The organism is Streptomyces sp. NPDC003691 (genome assembly GCF_053981115.1).
The window spans coordinates 11,046-27,836 of sequence record NZ_JBSFNQ010000093.1 but is presented as its reverse complement, the minus strand read 5'-3'; the positions used below and the strand labels follow the sequence as shown (position 1 = coordinate 27,836).

Genomic DNA, 16,791 nt, shown 5'->3' with positions numbered 1-16,791 from the left:
AACCCATTTTGTGAAATTCGTGAGTGTATTTCTGAGGTGTGCTCTACAGAGCTGCCGGGCGGCCCCGGACCCACCGGTCCGGGCACCACCCGTCCGGACTCAACCGCTCCGGACTTGCGCGGTTCAGTCCGGACTCACCCGGTCCCGGCGGCTGCGGTCAGCGCTGGGCCGGGTCGGTGGCGATAACGCTGTAGGGGTACGGGAGAGGCTGGTCGCCGGCCTCGGTGAGCAGTGCCGCGTCGGCCGGGTCGAGATCGGTGCCGGCCGCGCCGAGGAGGTTCTCCAACTGCTCGACGGTGCGGGCGCCGATGATCGGGGCGGTGACGGCGGGTCGGCCGCCCAGCCAGGCGACGGCGGTCTGGGCCGGTGTCAGCCCGGTGCGCTCGGACACCTCGTGGAGGGCGTCCAGGACCCGCCAGGTCCGCTCGTCCTGGTAGGCACTCCAGGACTCGCCCCAGCCGAAGCGCTCCGCGGTCTCCACCCGGCTGCCGACGGGCGGGGCACTGTCACCGCGCCGGATCCGGCCGCTCAGCCAGCCGCCCCGCAGCGGGCTCCACGGGATCACGCCGAGGCCCTCGTTGCGGGCCACGTCCAGCAGCTCCCACTCGGTGGACCGGTCCAGCAGGTTGTAGAGGGGCTGGAGGGAGACGAAGCGCTCCCAGTTGTAGCGGCGGCTGAGGTCGACCGCCTTCTGGAGCTGCCAGCCGGTGAAGTTGCTGGCCCCCAGATAGCGGACCTTGCCGGACTTCACCAGGGTGTCCAGGGTGGAGAGGGTCTCCTCCAGCGGTGTCGCCGGATCCCAGGCGTGCACCTGGTACAGGTCGATGTGGTCGGTGCCGAGACGGCGGAGGCTGGCCTCCACCCCGGCGATCAGATGATTGCGGCCCAGACCGCGGTCGTTGGGGCTGTCGCCGGTGCCGTACCGGACCTTCGTGGCTATCACCACGTCATCACGGCGGCGCTCCTTGAGCCAGCGGCCGACGATCTCCTCGGAGGCTCCCGCCGCATAGATATCGGCGGTGTCGATGAAATTGCCGCCCGCCTCGGTATAGCGGTCGAGGATGGCGCGGGACTCCGGTTCGGCGCTCTCGCGCCCGAACGTCATGGCCCCCAGGCAGAGTTCGCTTACCACCAGGCCGGTCGATCCCAGGAAGCGCTGACGCATCGTACGTCCTCTCGGCAGTTCTGTCTGTGGTGCGGAAGAGTGCGGCGGGGCGCGGTCCGCGGGGTGGGCGGCGGCACCGTCCCGGCGGCGGCCGGCTCCCGGATCCGCGGGACACGGTGACCGGGAAGGCTCCGGGGGTCGCGGAACCCGGGCGCGCTAGCGCACGGACCGGGCATGATCGGCGCCCGGCCGGCCGTCATCATCGCACAAACGGACGAGACCGCCACGGATATAAATATCCCGACGGACTCTCAGATTCCGTATGTTCAGGGGGAGTCGGACATCCCTCGGCGGTCCGGTGGACTCGCGTCCGCCGGACTGCGGTCAGCCGTCGCGCAGGGCCTGGACCGCGAACCGGGCGGCGGTGCCGATGGCGGCGTCGGCGGCGGGCTGGCGGACCCGCTGGCTGGCGGCCCGGGTGAAGACGGCGACCGCGTACCGCCCGCCGTCGGGATACTCGACCAGACCGACCTCGTGCCGCAGGGTGGGCAGGGTCCCGGTCTTGCCGTGCACCCGGACGTCGTCGTACGGGAAGCCCCCGGCGAGCCGGTGCGGCCACACCTGGAGCCCCAGCACCGCACGGAGTTCCCGGGCCCGCTCCGGCGAACACGCCTCGTCCCGCCAGACCGCGGCGAGCAGCCGGGTCATCTCGCGCGGGGTGCTGCGGTTGGCGCGGGCCGGGTCGAGGACCCGCAGCGCGCCGAGGACCGACGGATCGTACGCGAGCCGGGCCGGGTCGCCGCCGGAGTCCTCGTCGACGGAGGCGATGAGCTCGCGCATCGTCTGCACGGCGACGGTACGGCGGAGCCCGAGCGCGCGCATGGCGTCGTTGACCGCGTCCAGTCCGACCCGGTCGAGCAGCAGATCGGCCGCCGCGTTGTCGCTCACGGTCAGGGCCATGGTGAGCAGATCGCGTACGGACATCCGGACCGGCCCGGTCAGCACCGACAGTCCGGTGATCCCCGGGGTGCGGTCGGCCGGATCGGATTCCACCTGTTCGCCGGGGTCGATCCGCCCCTCGTCGGCGAGCCGCTGGACGGTGACGGCGAGACAGAGCTTGTGGACGCTCGCCGTGCTCACCGGGGTGTCCGCGCCGACCGCGACCTCCGCGCCGGTAGCCAGGTCCAGGGCGTGCAGCCAGCCGGTGGTCCCCGCGTCGGCGAACACGGACCGGATCCGGGACCGCACGGCACCCGGCGAGCCCGTACCGCGCCCTTCCTCCCCCGCTCTCATACCGTGTAGCCGTACGCCGGGCCGGGCACGGACGTCCGCCGGGCCGTGGTCGCCTCCATCACCGGGGTCATTCCTCCTCGTTCGGTGAGCACGCTCTCCGTCACCTCCGCGAACAGCCGTACGGCCGGATCGTCCTGCCGCCCGCGCAGCCAGGCCGCCGAGACCTGTTCCAGCAGGGGTTCGCCCTCCAGGGAGTGCCACACCGTCCCGGGCGGGAGCTTGCGGTCGCGGAAGGCGAAGGTCACCGCCGTACCGGACATCACCATGCCGTCCACGAATTCGGGGTCCCGGCCTTCGAGCACGGAACCCGGTTCGAAGCCGTGGCGGCGGCAGACCGAGAGGATCTCCGCGTGCAGTGCGGGGGCGGCCGTCTGCGGGAACAGCACCAGGTCGAGCCCGTTGAGCGAGGACAGCCGCAGCGGAACGCGCCCCGCGCCGACGGGTTCCGCGGTGGTGTCGCCGTCCGGGGCGGGGCCGGGGGCACCGCTCCGGTCCCCGTCCGGCGCCGGGCCGGGGAGCAGCACTCCGTAGGGGCGGCAGAGCACCGCGCCCAGCCCCAGCCCGGCCACGTCCAGGGGGTGCCGGAGCACCCCGGCGTCGAGGGTGCCGGCGCGCAGTTCGGCGAGCTGGTCCGGCGCGGCAAGCTCCCGCAGGGCGAGCCGGACTCCGGGGGACCGTTCCCGGAAGGCGCCGACCAGGGCGGCCACCACGGTGCCGCCGAGTTCCGGGGGCACCGCGGCGCGCAGGACTCCCGCGGTGCCGCCGCGGACCCGGGCCGCGACCGCCAGCAGGGCGTCGGCCTGTGCGATCAGGGGCCGTGCCTCGGCGAGCAGCAGCTGGCCGCCTTCGGTGAGGCCGACCTCGCGGCCGGTGCGGTCGAAGAGGCGGACGCCCAGCTCCCGCTCCAGCCGCTGGATGCGCTGCGACAGCGACGGCTGGGCGATGCCGAGCCGGCCCGCCGCCCGCCCGAAGTGTCTTTCTTCTGTAACAGCGACGAAGTACCGGACATGCTTGACCAGGTCCATAACCTGGGATCATAGCCATTCGGCTATGGCATTCGTACGGATAGGGCTCTTGGCCGGGAGGGGTGGCGGCCTGTTGAGGTCGGGACATGTCCGACACCTTCGAACACCATCGCCCCGGGGACCACGGCCCCGGCCGCCCGTACGGCCACGGCAGGCGGTCCGTGCCCGAGCCGCTCGGGGGCCGCCGCCGCAGACTGCTGCCGGCCGCCCTTGCCCTGATCGTCGCGGCCGCCGGGGGTACGGCGGCGTGGAGCCTGTTCGGCGGCGGCGGGGAGGAACCCGACGAGCGCACCGCCGCGGTGCAGGGCTTCCTCGGCGCGTGGGCCGACGGCGACGCCGGGCGGGCCGGACGCCACACCGACAACCCGGCCGCGGCCACCGCCCGGCTGGCGAAGCTCGCGAAGGACCTGCCGGCCCGGGAGGTCTCCTTCGAACCGGGCGAGCGGACCGCCGGGGACGTCCAGCCGTTCCGGGCGGTGTTCCGGCTCAAGGGCGGCAGCACCTGGACGTACGACTCCTCGGCGCCGCTGGTCCGCAAGGACGGGCGCTGGGTGGTCCGGTGGAGTCCGGCCGTGCTGCACCCCCGGCTCACCGAGGGCAGCACCCTGGCGCTGCGCCCCGACACCAGCGGCCGCGCGGCCGTGGAGGCCGCCGACGGCACCCCGCTGGACGGGCTGGCCCCCGCCCTGGTGGGCGTTCCCGGCAGGAGCGGTCTCCAGTACCGCTACGACAAGCAGCTCGCGGGGCGGCCCGCCGAGTCCGTCGCGATCGTCGGCACCAGCAGCGGCCGCACCCTCGCCACCCTGCACACCGCGGAGGGCAGCCGGGGCAAGGCCGTCCGGACCACCCTGGACCCCGGTGTCCAGCGGGCGGCCGAGGCCGCGCTGCGCGGCCTGGAGAAGAACGCCGCGATCGTCGCCGTACGGCCGAGCACCGGAGAGATACTCGCGGCCGCCGACAATCCGCCCTCCGGCACCAACCGCTCCCTGCGCGGCAAGTACGCGCCGGGCTCCGTGTTCAAGGTGGTCACCGCGGCGGCGCTGGCCGAGAAGGGCATCCGGGCGAAGACACCGGTCGCGTGCCCCCGCTACGAGCGGGTGAACGGCCAGCGCTTCGAGAACCAGGACCTGTTCGCACTGCCCGCGGGCTCGACGTTCCGCGACGGCTTCGCCCGCTCCTGCAATACCGGCATCATCGGTCTGCGCGACAAGCTGGACGCCGGGAGCCTGACCGGGGCCGCGGGCCGGTTCGGCATCGGCCCGGAGTGGAGCGCGGGCACCACCACGTACGACGGTTCCGTACCGGCCACCCCCGACGAGAACGGCAAGGCCGCCGCGATGATCGGCCAGGGCCGGGTGGAGGCGAGCCCGCTGGTGATGGCCTCGGTCGCGGCGACGGTGCAGGACGGCACCTTCCGTCAGCCCGTACTCGTCCCGGAAGGGGTGAAGAACCGGGCGGAGGCCACGGCGCCGCTGGCACCGGGCACCGCCGCGGAGCTGCGGTCCCTGATGCGGGCCGTGGTCACCGAGGGGTCGGGGAAGGCACTGCGCGGGCTTCCCGGGGAGCCGGGCGCCAAGACGGGCACCGCCGAGTACGGCACCGGGTCGCCGCCGCGGACCCATGCCTGGTTCATCGGTTTCCAGGGCGATCTCGCGTTCTCGGTCCTGATCGAGGACGGCGGGTCCGGCGGCGCGGACGCGGGACCGGTGGCCGCGGGTTTCCTCAAGGGGGTGGCCGAGCGGCGCTGAACCGTACGACCGGTCCGGTACCGCGGTACCGGACCGGTCACGGACGGGGCGGCGGGCTCGTCGGGCTCGTCGGGGCCTGCCGGGCGAGGGTCGTCGCGGTCCCGGTGCGCTGCCGCCGCCCACCGGTCCGTCAGCTCGGCCGGACGTACTCCACCTTCACCGTGCCCGGCACCCGGGGCAGCTCGGTACGGCCGGTCAGCAGGGACTGTGCCGAGGTGTCGCCCATCAGATACCGGCGGAAGAACGCGATGGTGTAGCCGTGGGCGATCCGGCGCTGGTCCGCCTCCGTCAGGCCGCGGTGCTCCCCGCCGCTGCCGTCCTGCGCGGCGCAGCGGCCGGGCCGCTCACCGGGGACCGCGTCGTCGGCACCGGCGGGCTGTCCGCCGCTCGGCGACCAGTTGGTGTTGAAGTAGTTGTGGTTGCCGCCGTTGAGGGTGATGCCGTGCAGGGGAGCCTTGTTCCGGCCCTTGTTCCACTTCACGTACTCACCGGTGTTGACCTGGTCGCAGCTCCCCCACAGGACCGCCATGGGGACCTTGGTGACGGGCTCGTTGTCCCAGGTGGCCGTGGGCGCGAGACCGGCGACCGCCCTGACCTTCACCCCGGCGGGCCACTCGCCGTGCCGTTCGTCGGCGGCGTGCTGCATCACTCCCCCGCCGCCCATGGAGTGGCCGAGGGTGCCGACCCGGCCCAGGTCGACCCGGCCGGTGAAGCCGGGGCCGCCGGGCTTTCCGGTGGCGGGGTCCCGGAGCGCGCCCTTGAGGGGCCCGCCGCCCGCGTTCAGCCGCTGCCACAGCTTCAGATGCTCGTTGATCAGTCCGGCGCGCGCCTTGTACACCGAATCGGCCTGCCCACCGCTGGTGGCGTTGATGCCGTTGGCGCCCATGGAGACCACCACGAAGCCCTGCCGGGCCAGGTCCTCGGCCAGATAGCCGTAGCCGGAACTGCTGGGCAGCGGGGCGGTCCCCGGCCGGCAGGGCCAGGCCCACAGCCGGTCGTTCATCTCGCCGATGATCGCCAGCTGCCGGTCCTCCTCGGCCCGGTCGCCCGCCCGCTCGGCCTCGGCCAGCGCCTTCTCCGCCGCCTTCAGCCCCTCCTGGGCGGCCCGGTCGGCACAGGTGATCCAGAAACCGTGCTGCATCACCACGAGCGGATGCCTGCCCCGGGCCACGGCCTTGCCGCCCGCTGTCCGGGGGTAGTGCACCACCGCGGCGAGTTCGCTCCGTCCCTGGTACGGGGCGCCGGGGGTGAACACCGTATCGCCCAGGTCGTACGTCACCCGGCCCACCGCGAACGGGCCGGACGCGCCGCTCCCGCCGGAGGTGCCGCTCCCGCCGGACGTGCCGGCCGCAGTGACCGCCGTGGCCGCGGCCGGGAGGGGAAGGGCCGTGCCGAGTACGGCCACCGCGGCACCCGCCACCAGTGCTCCGGTCCGTATCCGGCCGCCATCGGCCTTCGTCCCGTGCCTCTTCACCATGAGGTCCTGCCTTTCGCCAAACCGTGTTCGTGGCGGCGGTGACCGATGGCCACCGCCCCCGTCCGCAACAAGCGGACATCCACAGATTTGCTGGTATTTGTCAGGAAGTTGTCAGGACGGTGTAGGAATGGCGTCGGTCCGCGGGCCGGGCCGGGTCCATCGACCGGCCGGGCGGTACGGGTCGGGCCGGGTCCACCGGCCGGGCGGTACGGGCCGGTGGCATGCGCCGAACCGTCAGACGGCCGTCCGCTCGCCCGCTCCGACCTTCGCCAGCAGTGCGTCGAAGCTGTCGAGGCAGTTCCCGGCGGAGTAGCGGGCGCGGGTGGCCCGGGCCCCCTCGGCCCGCCGCTCCGGCGAGTAGGCGGCGGCCGCCAGCAGGGCGGCGGCGAGCGCGGTGTGGTCGCCGGGCGGAAAGAGCCGGCCGAAGCCGGTGTCGGTGACCGGCACCCGCATACCGGGGGCGTCGGCGGCGACCGACGGGACGCCCGTCATCATCGCCTCGGTCTGCGAGATGCCGAAGGACTCCTCGGCCACCGACGGCAGGGCGAAGACGTCCAGCGAGGCGTAGAACTCCGACACCTGCCGGTCGGTCAGGAATCCGGTGAACCGGATCCGGGTGTCCCCCGCCGAGCGCTCGCGCAGGGCCCCGACGACGCTGCCCCCGGCCACCTTGGAGTAGTCCCCGGCGATCAGCAGCCGGGCGGTGGGGTCCCCGATGGTGCGGAAGGCGTCGACCAGATGGTGCAGCCCCTTCTCGGGGGCGATCCGCCCGAGGAACCCGAAGTGCGGGCCCGGCCCGTCCCGGAAGGCCGCGGGGGCCGGTTCCCGGACCCGGCAGGGCGGCGCGATGACGGCGAGCCGGTCGCGCATCAGGGCCCAGTGGCGGGAGTGTTCGGCGTGGTCGGCGTTGTTGACCACGACCGCGGCGGAACGGCGCAGCGCGGTGGCCACCGAGGCGTCCACCACGGGGATCTGGAGTCCGGCGAGGCCACCGGGCGGCAGCCAGACGTCGTCGTGGTGGGTGGTGATCACGGGGGTGTGCCCGGCCAGCAGGGCCAGCGGGCCCGCTTCCAGCATGGGCAGATGGATATTGACGGCCCGGGAGGCCCGGGCCAGCCGGGCGGCCAGCGGCAGAAAGCCCGGGCTGATCACTCCCCGGCCGATCCGGGCGGCGACGGGGGCCCGGAACACGTCCACCCCGCCGACCCGCTCCCGTACCGGCGACGCCGGATCGTGCCGGGAGGCGACCACGGCGACCCGGCGGCCGCGGGCCGCCAGGCCCTCGGCGACCGTCCGGGCGACTTCGGTCAGCCCGCTGGTGTACGGCAGGTAGTAGGTGAGGACGACGGTCAGGTCGTAGCGGTACGGGCGCGGGGCCGGGGCGCTGGTCATGGCTGCACCTTCTGGTCTGCCGGTCGCGGACGGCCGCCGTCCGCCCGGGTGGCGGGTTGCGGCAGGGAGAGCCTGAGGTCGATCAGGCGATGGGTGGAGAGTCCGGCGGGCGGATCGTCCAGCGACTGCCGGTGGACGTCGACGTCCGGGGAGGCGAGGGTCCAGTCGAGCCGCCACAGCGCGGCGGGCCCGGCCGGGAAGGTCGCCGGATAGAGGTCGGTGCCGGAGTCCGCGGTATCGCGCAGGCCCCGGAACCAGCGGAGGTCCTCGCTGCCCGGCAGCGTGTTGAGATCGCCGCCGAGCACCACCGGGTGGTCGTTGGCGTCCAGATCGGCGCGGAGCGCGCGCAGATGGAGCAGGCGGCGCTCGGCGTGCGAGCGGACCTGTTCGTAGTAGGACGGGGTCAGCGGGTTGCGGTCGACGTTGAGCAGGTCGGGCAGATGGGTGTTGTAGAGGGAGAGGGTGCGGCCGCCGACGCTGATGTCGGTACGGAGCGCCCGGACGTCCCAGTAGTCGGGCCAGTCGGTGGGCGGGGCGGGCAGCCCGGCGGGGCGGAGTGCGCGGTGGAGGGTGACGGGATGGCGGGAGAGGGTGAGGAACCCGCCCTCGGCCACGGCCCGGTAGCCGGGGAACTCCGCCCTGATCCGGGCGAGGTCGTCGATCGGTACGGGCCGGTCGCCGCGGGCGTTCTGGTACTCCTGGAGCAGATAGACGTCGGCGTCGTACCGCCGCAGATAGGCGTAGAAGCGTCCGGGGTCGCTGTCCTGGTGCCAGAAGAAGGTGTTCCAGGTGACCACGCGCAGGGCGCCGGCGGGTACCGGTTCCCGGTCGCGCAGCAGGGCGCCCGGGTGGATACCCGACTGTCCGGCGCCCAGGAGGAGGGCGAGGACGGTCAGCAGGAGGGTGGACCGGCGGAACCGGCGGAGCAGTGCGGCGGGGAGCAGCAGCAGCAGGGGGGCCGCGAGGTAGGCCACCGGCGGGGCCAGGTCGATGCCGTTCCAGAGCCACCAGCGGCCGCTGAACGCGGTCCGGAGGACGGTGTTCAGCGTCCAGAGGGCGGCGAGGGCGAACAGCAGGGTGCCCGCGGCGCGGGCCGCGCGGGCCCGCCGCCCGGGCGGGGCCGCCGGGTCGGCCTCATGGACAGGGGCGGGTCCCGCCGGGGAGCCGGTGCCGTCCGCGGGGCCACTGCCCGGCCCCGACCCGGGGCCGGGACGGTGTTCCGCGGATACGGAGCCGGGGCCCGTCCCCTGCCGGGAACCGTCCCCCGCTCCGGATCCGGTACGGGGCTCCACCGGTGCGCCTCCGGCACCGGATCCCGGTGCCGGTACGGCGCCGGAGTCCGGCCCCGTCCCGGGTTCCGGTTCCCCGGCGGGCCGGCCGGTTTCGGCGGGGGCGCTCATGCCGCCGCCCCGGCGGGCCGTCCGCTCCCCTGCGGCGCGGGCGCGTCGTACAGCCCGCGGAAGCGCCGGGACATCAGCCACTGGAGGACGCCGATGCCCGCGCCGAGGGCGATGGCGGCGTTGACGACGAGGTGGGCCGCGGCGAAGTACGCGGTGAACCAGGCCCCCCGGCGCCGCAGTACGAAGGTGTACAGGTCGCGGTCGGCGAGCAGGGAGCCGAGTACCAGCCCGGCCGGCAGCAGCAGCCAGAGCGCGCCGAACAGCGCCGTGGGCAGGGTGGCCGGGGCCAGCAGGGCGGCCACGCTCGCTCCGGCGCGCGGCCCGGTGGCGATGCCGCCGGGCAGGTCGCGGCGGCGTACATAGAGCGGGATGTGCAGCCGGGTGCGGTGGAAGACCTTGCGCAGGACCACCCGCCAGGTGTCGTCGTGGTCGTGGCGGCCGCGGACGGTGGTGGAGCTGTGCACCTCGTAGTGGCGGCAGATCCGGGCGGCGTAGTCCCCGTCCTCGGTATGCCGCAGCTTCGGGTTGAAGGGGCCGATCTCGGCGAAGACCGCGGCGGGCACGGCGCAGATGGCGGTGTGCAGGGTGCCGATCCGCCCCTCGTGTTCGGCGAGCCAGTAGTACTGGTGCAGACAGCGGTACTCCTCGACCAGACTGTCCCGGATCAGGGGCTCCGCGTCGTAGGTGCCGCAGACGGCGCCGATGCGCGGGTTCGCCCGGAGCATGGCGACGGCGTTGGCGACGGCGTCCGGCTCCATCGCCACGTCGGAGTCGACGAAGACCACGATCTCGCCGCGGGCGTGGGCGGCGCCGGTGTTGCGGGTGACGGCGACACCGCTGTTGACCCCGGTACTGACGACCCGTACCCCGAGGGATTCGGCGACGGCCACCGAGTCGTCGGTGCTGCAGTCGTCCACCAGCAGGATCTCCAGGGGCCGGTACGTCTGGGCCTGGGCGGCACGCAGACAGAGCTCCAGGGCCCGGCCGTAGTTGTAGTTCGGGACGACGACCGAGACCAGGGGGTTTCCGGTGGGGCGGGACATGTCGGGCCGGGCCTTTCGGAGGGTCGGAAGGGGCGGGCGGCGGGGCGGGCGGCGGTCAGTCCGCGGCGGCGGCCAGGAGCAGCGCGGTGCCGATCAGCACGGCCCACAGACCGGAGTTGACGAGGTTGACGCGGTCGCGGAGCAGTACCCGGACGGGGTTGCCGCCGCCCTCCTCGACCAGCAGTACCTGGAGGTAGCGGGCCAGTCCGAAGATCGCGCAGAGTGCGGTGAGCAGTGCCGTGGTGCGGGCCGCGCCGGTGAACACCGGGTCCTCGTAGAGGAAGAGGAGGTACGACACGGCCGTCAGCCCGGCGATCAGGACGATCAGCTGGTCGGTGAAGGCGACGGTGTAGCCGCGGAGCGCGGGCCGGTGGCCCGGTTCGGCCGCGGTGAGTTCGTGCCGCCGCTTGCCCAGCGACAGCAGCAGGCAGAAGGAGAAGACGCAGACGGCGAGCCAGTACGGCACCGGCCGGTCCAGGACGGTGCAGCCCTGGACGAGCCGGAGGACGAATCCGGTGGCCACGATGAACGCGTCCAGCAGCGGCACGTGCTTGAGGCCGCGGCTGTAGCCGAGGCTGATCAGCAGATAGACGGTGACCGGCCACCAGTCGGTGACGGGGCGCAGCAGTACGGCGGCGGTCAGCGCGGTCGCGAGGCCGGCGGCCAGGGCGAGCGCCCCGCCGGTGCCGATCCGGCCGGCCGCGAGCGGCCGGTGCCGTTTGACCGGGTGCAGCCGGTCCCGGTCGCGGTCGGCGAGGTCGTTGACGACGTAGACGATCGCGGAGGCGAGGGTGAAGACGGCGAGTGCCAGCAGGATCGCGCCGGTTCCGGAGGCGGTCCAGTGGCGGGTGTCGAGCAGTGCGAGCGGTACGACGGCCAGGTTCTTCACCCACTGGCCGGGGCGGACCAGGGCCAGCAGGTCCGCGGCCGGTCCGCGGCGCGGTGCCGCGGCCGGAGCCGGTCCCGGTGTCGGTGTCGGTCCCGGTGTCGGTGGTGCGGAAGGCGGTACGAGGGTGTGGTGGCCCGTCACGCTCACGGGCACGGCGGAAATCTTCGGGATGTCCACGGCACGGCTCTCCACTGCAGGGGTTCCGGGGGTCAGAAGAAGACCTTGGCCAGCCCGAGGGCGCCCTGTTTCCAGGGATCGCGGCTGGTACGGCCGGCGGTGCCGCCGGCGGCTCGGGCGGCCGGGAGGGTGCGCCACCACTCGTAGGTGCGCAGGATGGCGTCGCGGTTGGACTGCCGCGGGGCGAATCCGAGCCGTTCGCGGGCCCGGCTGATGTCCACGTAGCTGTCGTCGAGCAGCTTGTACAGCAGCCGGCCGTAGACCGGTGAGAGCCGGGTGCGTTCCAGGCCCCGCAGGACGGCGAGGGCCGGTCCGGCGGGCAGCGGGACGACCCGCTTGCCGTGTCCGGCGGCGTCGAGGACGGCCTGGAAGTCCTCCCGGATGGTGCCGAATTCCGCGGCGCCCACGTTGTACACGTCGTTCGCGGTCTCCGGCGGGGCCTCCAGGGCGAGCACCACCGCGTCCACCAGGTCGGCCATGCCGAACATCTGGATACGGACGTCGCCGCGGCCCAGTACCGGGAAGTTCCGCCGCTCGTCGGCCCATTCGAAGAGCATCGAGAAGAGGCCCATCCGGCCGGGGCCGACGAAGGTCTTGGGCCGCAGTACCGGGAGGCACATGCCCCGGGCGCGGAACTCCTCGCATACCTCCTCGGCGGCCGCCTTGGCGCCGCTGTAGGGGTCGACGGGCTCGCGCGGGTGCTCCTCCGGGGTGGGCACCCGCTTGGGCAGTCCGTAGACGGCGGTGGAGGAGATGTGCACCACGCGTGGTATCCGGGCGCGTTCGGCGGCGGTCAGGACGCTGCGGGTGCCGTCGACCGTGATGGAACGGATCTGGTCGACGGGGTAGCTGGGCAGCGCGGCGGCGCAGTGCACCAGCGCGTCGGCCCCGGCGAAGGCGCGGGTCAGCGCGGCACCGTCGCGGATGTCGGCGAGTACGTGCCGGGCGCCTTCCGGGGTGCTCTCGGCGGGGCGCAGGTCGAGGCCGGTCACCTCGTGTCCGTCGGCGGCGAGCCGGGTGACCAGATGGGAGCCGAGCATGCCGGCGGCTCCGGTGACGGCGATCCTCAGGCCCACCGGGACACCGCCTTGTCCTTGACGAAGGAGGTGAGGAGCCGGGTGAGGCCCCTGGCGAGGGTCTGCTCGAAGGCGTCCAGGAAGATCTCGGCCTCCTCGGGCCCGGCGACCAGCGGCGGGGCGACGACCAGCGGGCTGCGTCCGTTGAGGGTGTAGTAGAGGAACACGTCGTGGTCCTGGTACATCGCGTTGATCACCGCGCAGGTGATCAGCTTGGTGCGGAGCAGGGGGTCGCGGGCGAGTCCGCCGGGGGCGAGCTTGGCGGCGAGGTCGAGGACGCGCGGGCCGCCGTCCAGGAAGACCCCGTGCAGCGCTCCGGCACCCCGGACCCCGGCGATGATGTCGGGGAACTGCTTGCGCAGCCGCTCCAGGCCGGGCACGAGAACTCGTTCGAGGTCGCGGGCGCGGGCCGGGTAGTCGTCCTCGACGACGATGTTGACCGCCTCGATGGCGGTGGCGGTCTCCTCGCCGAAGCCGTAGTAGGTGGTGCTGGTGGACTGGAGCATGGCGTCGCCGAGGTTGTCGTACGCCTGCTTGAAGACGGGCTCGCGGGCGACGAAGGCGGAGATCGACGACTTGCCGCCGCCGAAGGCCTTGGAGGTGGTGACGATGTCGGGCACCAGCCCGGGGTAGCGCATGAAGTGGAAGAGGCTGCCGGTCTTGCCCCAGCCGGTGTAGATCTCGTCGAAGATCAGCACGATGTCCTCGGCGGTGCACAGTTCACGCAGTCCGCGCAGGAAGTCCTCGGAGCATTCGGTCATCGTGGAGGCCGAGAAGGGTTCGATCAGCAGCGCGTAGACGTCGCAGCGGCCCTTGGCGTCGCGGGCGCGGGCGACGGCCTCCCGTACCGAGTCCAGATCGCCGTAGGCGAAGGAGGAGACCCCGGGGATACCGGGGAAGGTGAAGGCGGCGGACTGGGCGCTGCCGGTGAGGCTGCCGGAGCCGAGCAGCTTGCCGTGGAAGCTGATGTCGGCGTGCAGGATCTGCTTGCGGCGGCCGGAGTGGTACTTGTAGGCGAGCTTGACCGCCCCTTCCACCGCCTCGGCGCCGGAGTTGGGGAAGAAGGACATCCCGAGGTCGCCGGGGAGCAGCCGGGCGAGGTTGTGGCCCAGCGCGGCGACGTACGGCGAGAAGTACGTCTTGTGGACCTCCATCCGGCGGCGCTCCTGGAAGCGCCGGCGGGCGGCCAGGATCCGGGGGTGGTTGTGGCCGTGGTTGAGTACCCCGACACCGCCGGTGAAGTCCAGGATGCGGCGGCCGTCGCGGGTGTGGATCCAGGCGCCCTCGGCGTGGTCGACCAGCTCCCGGCCGAAGCCGAAGGACGTCATCAGGGAGACCTGGCTCCGGTTGACGTGCGAGCGGTACAGGTCATGGACCTGGCGTACCGTCAGCTCTTCGGCCTCGTCGAGGCTGATCAGTGGTGCGGCGGTCATCGGACCCCTTCGGGAACGGTGGTACGGGACAGGGCGGTCGGGGCGCGGCGGGCGAGCCGGGCCCAGAGGAGGGCGGCCCCGGTGGCGGCGACCTCGCTGAGGACGCAGACCAGCCGGCTCGTGATCACCACGGCGGTCGCGGCGGAGAGCGGCATCAGGGTGGCGAGCGGCGCCAGCAGCACCAGCTCCCGGGCGCCGATGCCGTCGGGCAGGACGAAGGCGAGACTGCCCGCGACGGTGGCCAGGGCGAAGCCGCCGACGGTCACCGCGAGGGAGGCGCCGGCCGGTGCGCCGTAGAGCACGGCGAGCGCCCACAGGTGCAGTCCGGACACTCCCCAGGAGGCGAGGGCGAGCAGGATGGAGCGGCGTACGGCCCGTGGCGAGCCCGGTTCGACGGGGGGCCGCCGGGCCAGTTTCAGGGCCGCCGCCACCAGCCGGTTCACCCAGCCGGGCCGGGCGTAGGCGGCGAGGGCCAGCAGGACCAGGGGCGCCAGGACCCAGGCGTGTCCGCCGAGTACGGCGGGCGCCACCAGCAGTCCGGCCGCGGCGCCGGTGGCGATACCGGTGACCAGGCCGAGCCCGAACCCGGCGAGCATCCGCTCGGGTGCCACCCCCGCGTCCCGGCCGAGCTGGATATGCGCGAGCACACCCCAGATCCGGCCCGGGACGAACTTGCTGATGAATCCGATGAAGAAGATCCGGGCGGCGACGGGCAGCGGCAGTCCGGTGCCGCCGTCGGTGACCAGGACCCGCCAGGAGAGCATCGACAGCATCAGCCCGGCCGCGTTGGCCAGCACGGCGGAGACCAGCAGCAGGGCTCCGCCGGGGCGGCGCGCGGCCTCGGAGATCTCGGTGCCGGCGCCCTCCAGCGAGCCGCCGACCGCCAGGGCCGTCGCGGTGAGCAGGACGACGGCGGCCAGGGCGCGCAGGATCCGGGAGCGCAGCGGCCGGGTCCGGGGCGGCGCCGGGGCGGGGGGTTCCGCCGTCTTCGCCGCCCCGGACGGTCCGGGGCCGCCCGCGGGTGCGGCGGCCGCGGCCGTCCCGTGCGCTCCGGGTGCCCCGGGAAGGCCGTCCGCCGGTGCGGGCGCGGCGGCGCCCGTACCGGAGGGCGCCCGGTCGGGGGGCGCCGGGGCCGGGGGTGCCGGAGCCTTATCACTCACCGGCCGGTCCGGTTCTCGCGCCCGCGGCCCGCGGCCCGGCCGGCGTACGGTCCGCGCGGCGCCGGACCGAGGGGCCGAAGCCGGGGTCGACCAGCCAGCGCACCGCCCCGACGAGGGCTCCGGACACCAGTGCCAGATGCACCAGGAAGTGCGCCAGCAGGAACCAGAGCATAAATCCCGGGCCGCGTTCCCGGGCGACGAACCGGGCCAGCCCCCGGTCGGCCAGCGCGAACCAGAGCAGACAGAGCGCGGGCACCGGGAGCAGCCAGGGGGTGAGCAGGCCGAGCGGCAGGGTGGCGGGCACCAGGGCGGCGGCGAGCGCCCCGGCCGGGGGGTTGGCCTTCAGGCCGCCGCCGCGGCGCTCCTCGACCGCCGCCACCGGCAGCAGCAGCTGCGAGCGGCGGAACTGCTCGGAGAGCATCGGCCCGAGGCGGTCCACGTCGTCGTGCCGTCCCACCACCGTGTCGGTCATCCTGATCCGGTGGGCCACGCTCAGCCGGGCGCTGTACTCGACGTCCTCCGAGTCGCGCAGTTTCTCGTCGAACGGGCCGACCTCCTCGAAGACGGAGCGCGGCATCGCCGCCAGGGCGAAGATCGCGGTACCGACCAGACCGATGCTGCGCCGCCGCCAGTGGTGGGCGTGCAGAATGCGGTAGCGCTCCACCGGGCCGTCGTCGATCAGCGGTTCGGTGTCGTAGATGCCGTGCACACAGCCCGTGCCGGGGTCGCTCAGCAGCAGGTCGACGGCGTTGGCGAGGGCGTCGGGTGCCAGGGCGACGTCCGAGTCCAGGAAGAACAGGATCTCGCCGCGGCTGTGGCGCACCCCGAGGTTCCTGGCGGCGGATACCCCCCGGTTGACGGGCGAGGTCACCAGGGTGCAGGGGAACTGCCGGGCGATCTCCCGGGAGTTGTCGGTGCTGCGGTCGTCCACGACCACCACGTCGAGCGGGGTGAGGGTCTGGGCGTACACCGATTCCAGGACGGCACCCAGGGTCTTCTCGTAGTTGTAGGTGGGGATGATCACGGAAACGGTGGGTCGTTCCCCTGGCATGTCGCTCCCTGGCTTCTCGGTTCGGCGGTACGGGTCGGCTCCACGCGCCCGAGGGCCGCCAGCGCCCAGCCGACGGGGCAGCGGTCGAGCACTCCGGAGAGGAAGCAGAAGGCGGCGCCTTCGGCGTCGGCCGGGTCGACCGCCTCCATGAAGAGCGCGGCATGGACCCGGTCCGGGCCCGCGACGGTGTGCAGATGCGCGGGGACACTGGCGTCCCCGGCGGCCCTGGGCCGCCGGAACGAACGCATGATCTCGGCCAATTCGCCGGGATCGGGGGTGCGCCGGCCCCCCTGGACCCCGACGGTGATCAGCAGCGCGGTCACGAGGTACATCGGCAGCGCGTTCGGGGGCTCAGCCCCCGACGGCCCCGTCCGGGGGCCTTACCGGAACGGCGGCGGCTGCCCCGGGGGAGGTGTCCGCCGCCGCCCGGAGAAGCCTTCGGACGGGGGTCGTACAGACCGCGGGACCGCGCGGCGAGTTCATCATGTGCTGCTCCCCTCGGCAGTGGGACCGGGTGGTCCC

Annotated in this window: 14 protein-coding genes; 1 reads left to right on the top strand and 13 read right to left on the bottom strand. The window is 73.7% G+C overall.

The genetic code is table 11. The features are described 5' to 3' along the window. Positions 1-157 precede the first annotated feature (157 nt). From ACWDR0_RS29435 to ACWDR0_RS29425, 3 genes are all read right to left on the bottom strand, one after another. Entirely contained in the window at positions 158-1,165 is a 1,008-nt protein-coding gene (locus tag ACWDR0_RS29435) for an aldo/keto reductase (RefSeq protein WP_456354840.1), read from the bottom strand. A gap of 324 nt (positions 1,166-1,489) precedes the next feature. Continuing rightward, on the bottom strand, positions 1,490-2,398 hold the full coding sequence (locus tag ACWDR0_RS29430) for a serine hydrolase (RefSeq protein ID WP_456354839.1): 909 nt from the start codon (positions 2,396-2,398) through the stop codon (positions 1,490-1,492). Further along, on the bottom strand, positions 2,395-3,423 hold the full coding sequence (locus ACWDR0_RS29425) for a LysR family transcriptional regulator (RefSeq protein ID WP_456354838.1): 1,029 nt from the start codon (positions 3,421-3,423) through the stop codon (positions 2,395-2,397). The genes ACWDR0_RS29430 and ACWDR0_RS29425 overlap by 4 nt, the downstream gene beginning before the upstream one ends. A gap of 86 nt (positions 3,424-3,509) precedes the next feature. Here ACWDR0_RS29425 and ACWDR0_RS29420 point away from each other — a divergent pair, with 86 nt between their 5' ends. Further along, complete coding sequence (locus ACWDR0_RS29420; RefSeq protein WP_456354837.1) at positions 3,510-5,171, top strand: penicillin-binding transpeptidase domain-containing protein; 1,662 nt, start codon at positions 3,510-3,512, stop codon at positions 5,169-5,171. A gap of 130 nt (positions 5,172-5,301) precedes the next feature. Here ACWDR0_RS29420 and ACWDR0_RS29415 read toward each other — a convergent pair whose 3' ends face one another. The 10 genes from ACWDR0_RS29415 to ACWDR0_RS29370 form a co-directional block, all read right to left on the bottom strand. Next, a complete protein-coding gene (locus ACWDR0_RS29415; protein ID WP_456354836.1) occupies positions 5,302-6,648 on the bottom strand; it encodes an alpha/beta hydrolase family protein in 1,347 nt (448 codons plus the stop codon). Between the two features lie 234 nt (positions 6,649-6,882). Continuing rightward, a complete protein-coding gene (locus ACWDR0_RS29410; RefSeq protein ID WP_456354835.1) occupies positions 6,883-8,040 on the bottom strand; it encodes a glycosyltransferase family 4 protein in 1,158 nt (385 codons plus the stop codon). Next, positions 8,037-9,332 (bottom strand): endonuclease/exonuclease/phosphatase family protein, encoded by a 1,296-nt coding sequence (locus ACWDR0_RS29405; RefSeq protein WP_456354834.1) that lies wholly within the window; start codon positions 9,330-9,332, stop codon positions 8,037-8,039. The genes ACWDR0_RS29410 and ACWDR0_RS29405 overlap by 4 nt, the downstream gene beginning before the upstream one ends. 104 nt (positions 9,333-9,436) lie before the next feature. Then, the gene (locus tag ACWDR0_RS29400) at positions 9,437-10,483 is read right to left on the bottom strand and encodes a glycosyltransferase family 2 protein (RefSeq protein ID WP_456354833.1); all 1,047 of its coding nucleotides are present in this window, start codon (positions 10,481-10,483) and stop codon (positions 9,437-9,439) included. A 55-nt stretch (positions 10,484-10,538) separates the two neighbouring features. Continuing rightward, positions 10,539-11,525, bottom strand: coding sequence for a UbiA prenyltransferase family protein (locus tag ACWDR0_RS29395; protein ID WP_456354832.1), 987 nt, complete (start codon positions 11,523-11,525; stop codon positions 10,539-10,541). A 56-nt stretch (positions 11,526-11,581) separates the two neighbouring features. Continuing rightward, on the bottom strand, positions 11,582-12,625 hold the full coding sequence (locus ACWDR0_RS29390) for an NAD-dependent epimerase/dehydratase family protein (protein ID WP_456354831.1): 1,044 nt from the start codon (positions 12,623-12,625) through the stop codon (positions 11,582-11,584). Continuing rightward, on the bottom strand, positions 12,616-14,058 hold the full coding sequence (locus ACWDR0_RS29385; protein ID WP_456354830.1) for an aspartate aminotransferase family protein: 1,443 nt from the start codon (positions 14,056-14,058) through the stop codon (positions 12,616-12,618). Before ACWDR0_RS29385 ends, ACWDR0_RS29390 begins: the two co-directional genes overlap by 10 nt. Continuing rightward, positions 14,055-15,218, bottom strand: coding sequence for a lysylphosphatidylglycerol synthase domain-containing protein (locus tag ACWDR0_RS29380; protein WP_456354829.1), 1,164 nt, complete (start codon positions 15,216-15,218; stop codon positions 14,055-14,057). Before ACWDR0_RS29380 ends, ACWDR0_RS29385 begins: the two co-directional genes overlap by 4 nt. After that, positions 15,211-16,269, bottom strand: coding sequence for a glycosyltransferase family 2 protein (locus ACWDR0_RS29375; protein WP_456354828.1), 1,059 nt, complete (start codon positions 16,267-16,269; stop codon positions 15,211-15,213). The genes ACWDR0_RS29380 and ACWDR0_RS29375 overlap by 8 nt, the downstream gene beginning before the upstream one ends. Further along, positions 16,239-16,601: a hypothetical protein gene (locus ACWDR0_RS29370; RefSeq protein WP_456354827.1), complete on the bottom strand. Its 363-nt coding sequence runs from the start codon at positions 16,599-16,601 to the stop codon at positions 16,239-16,241. Before ACWDR0_RS29370 ends, ACWDR0_RS29375 begins: the two co-directional genes overlap by 31 nt. Positions 16,602-16,791: the final 190 nt, after the last annotated feature.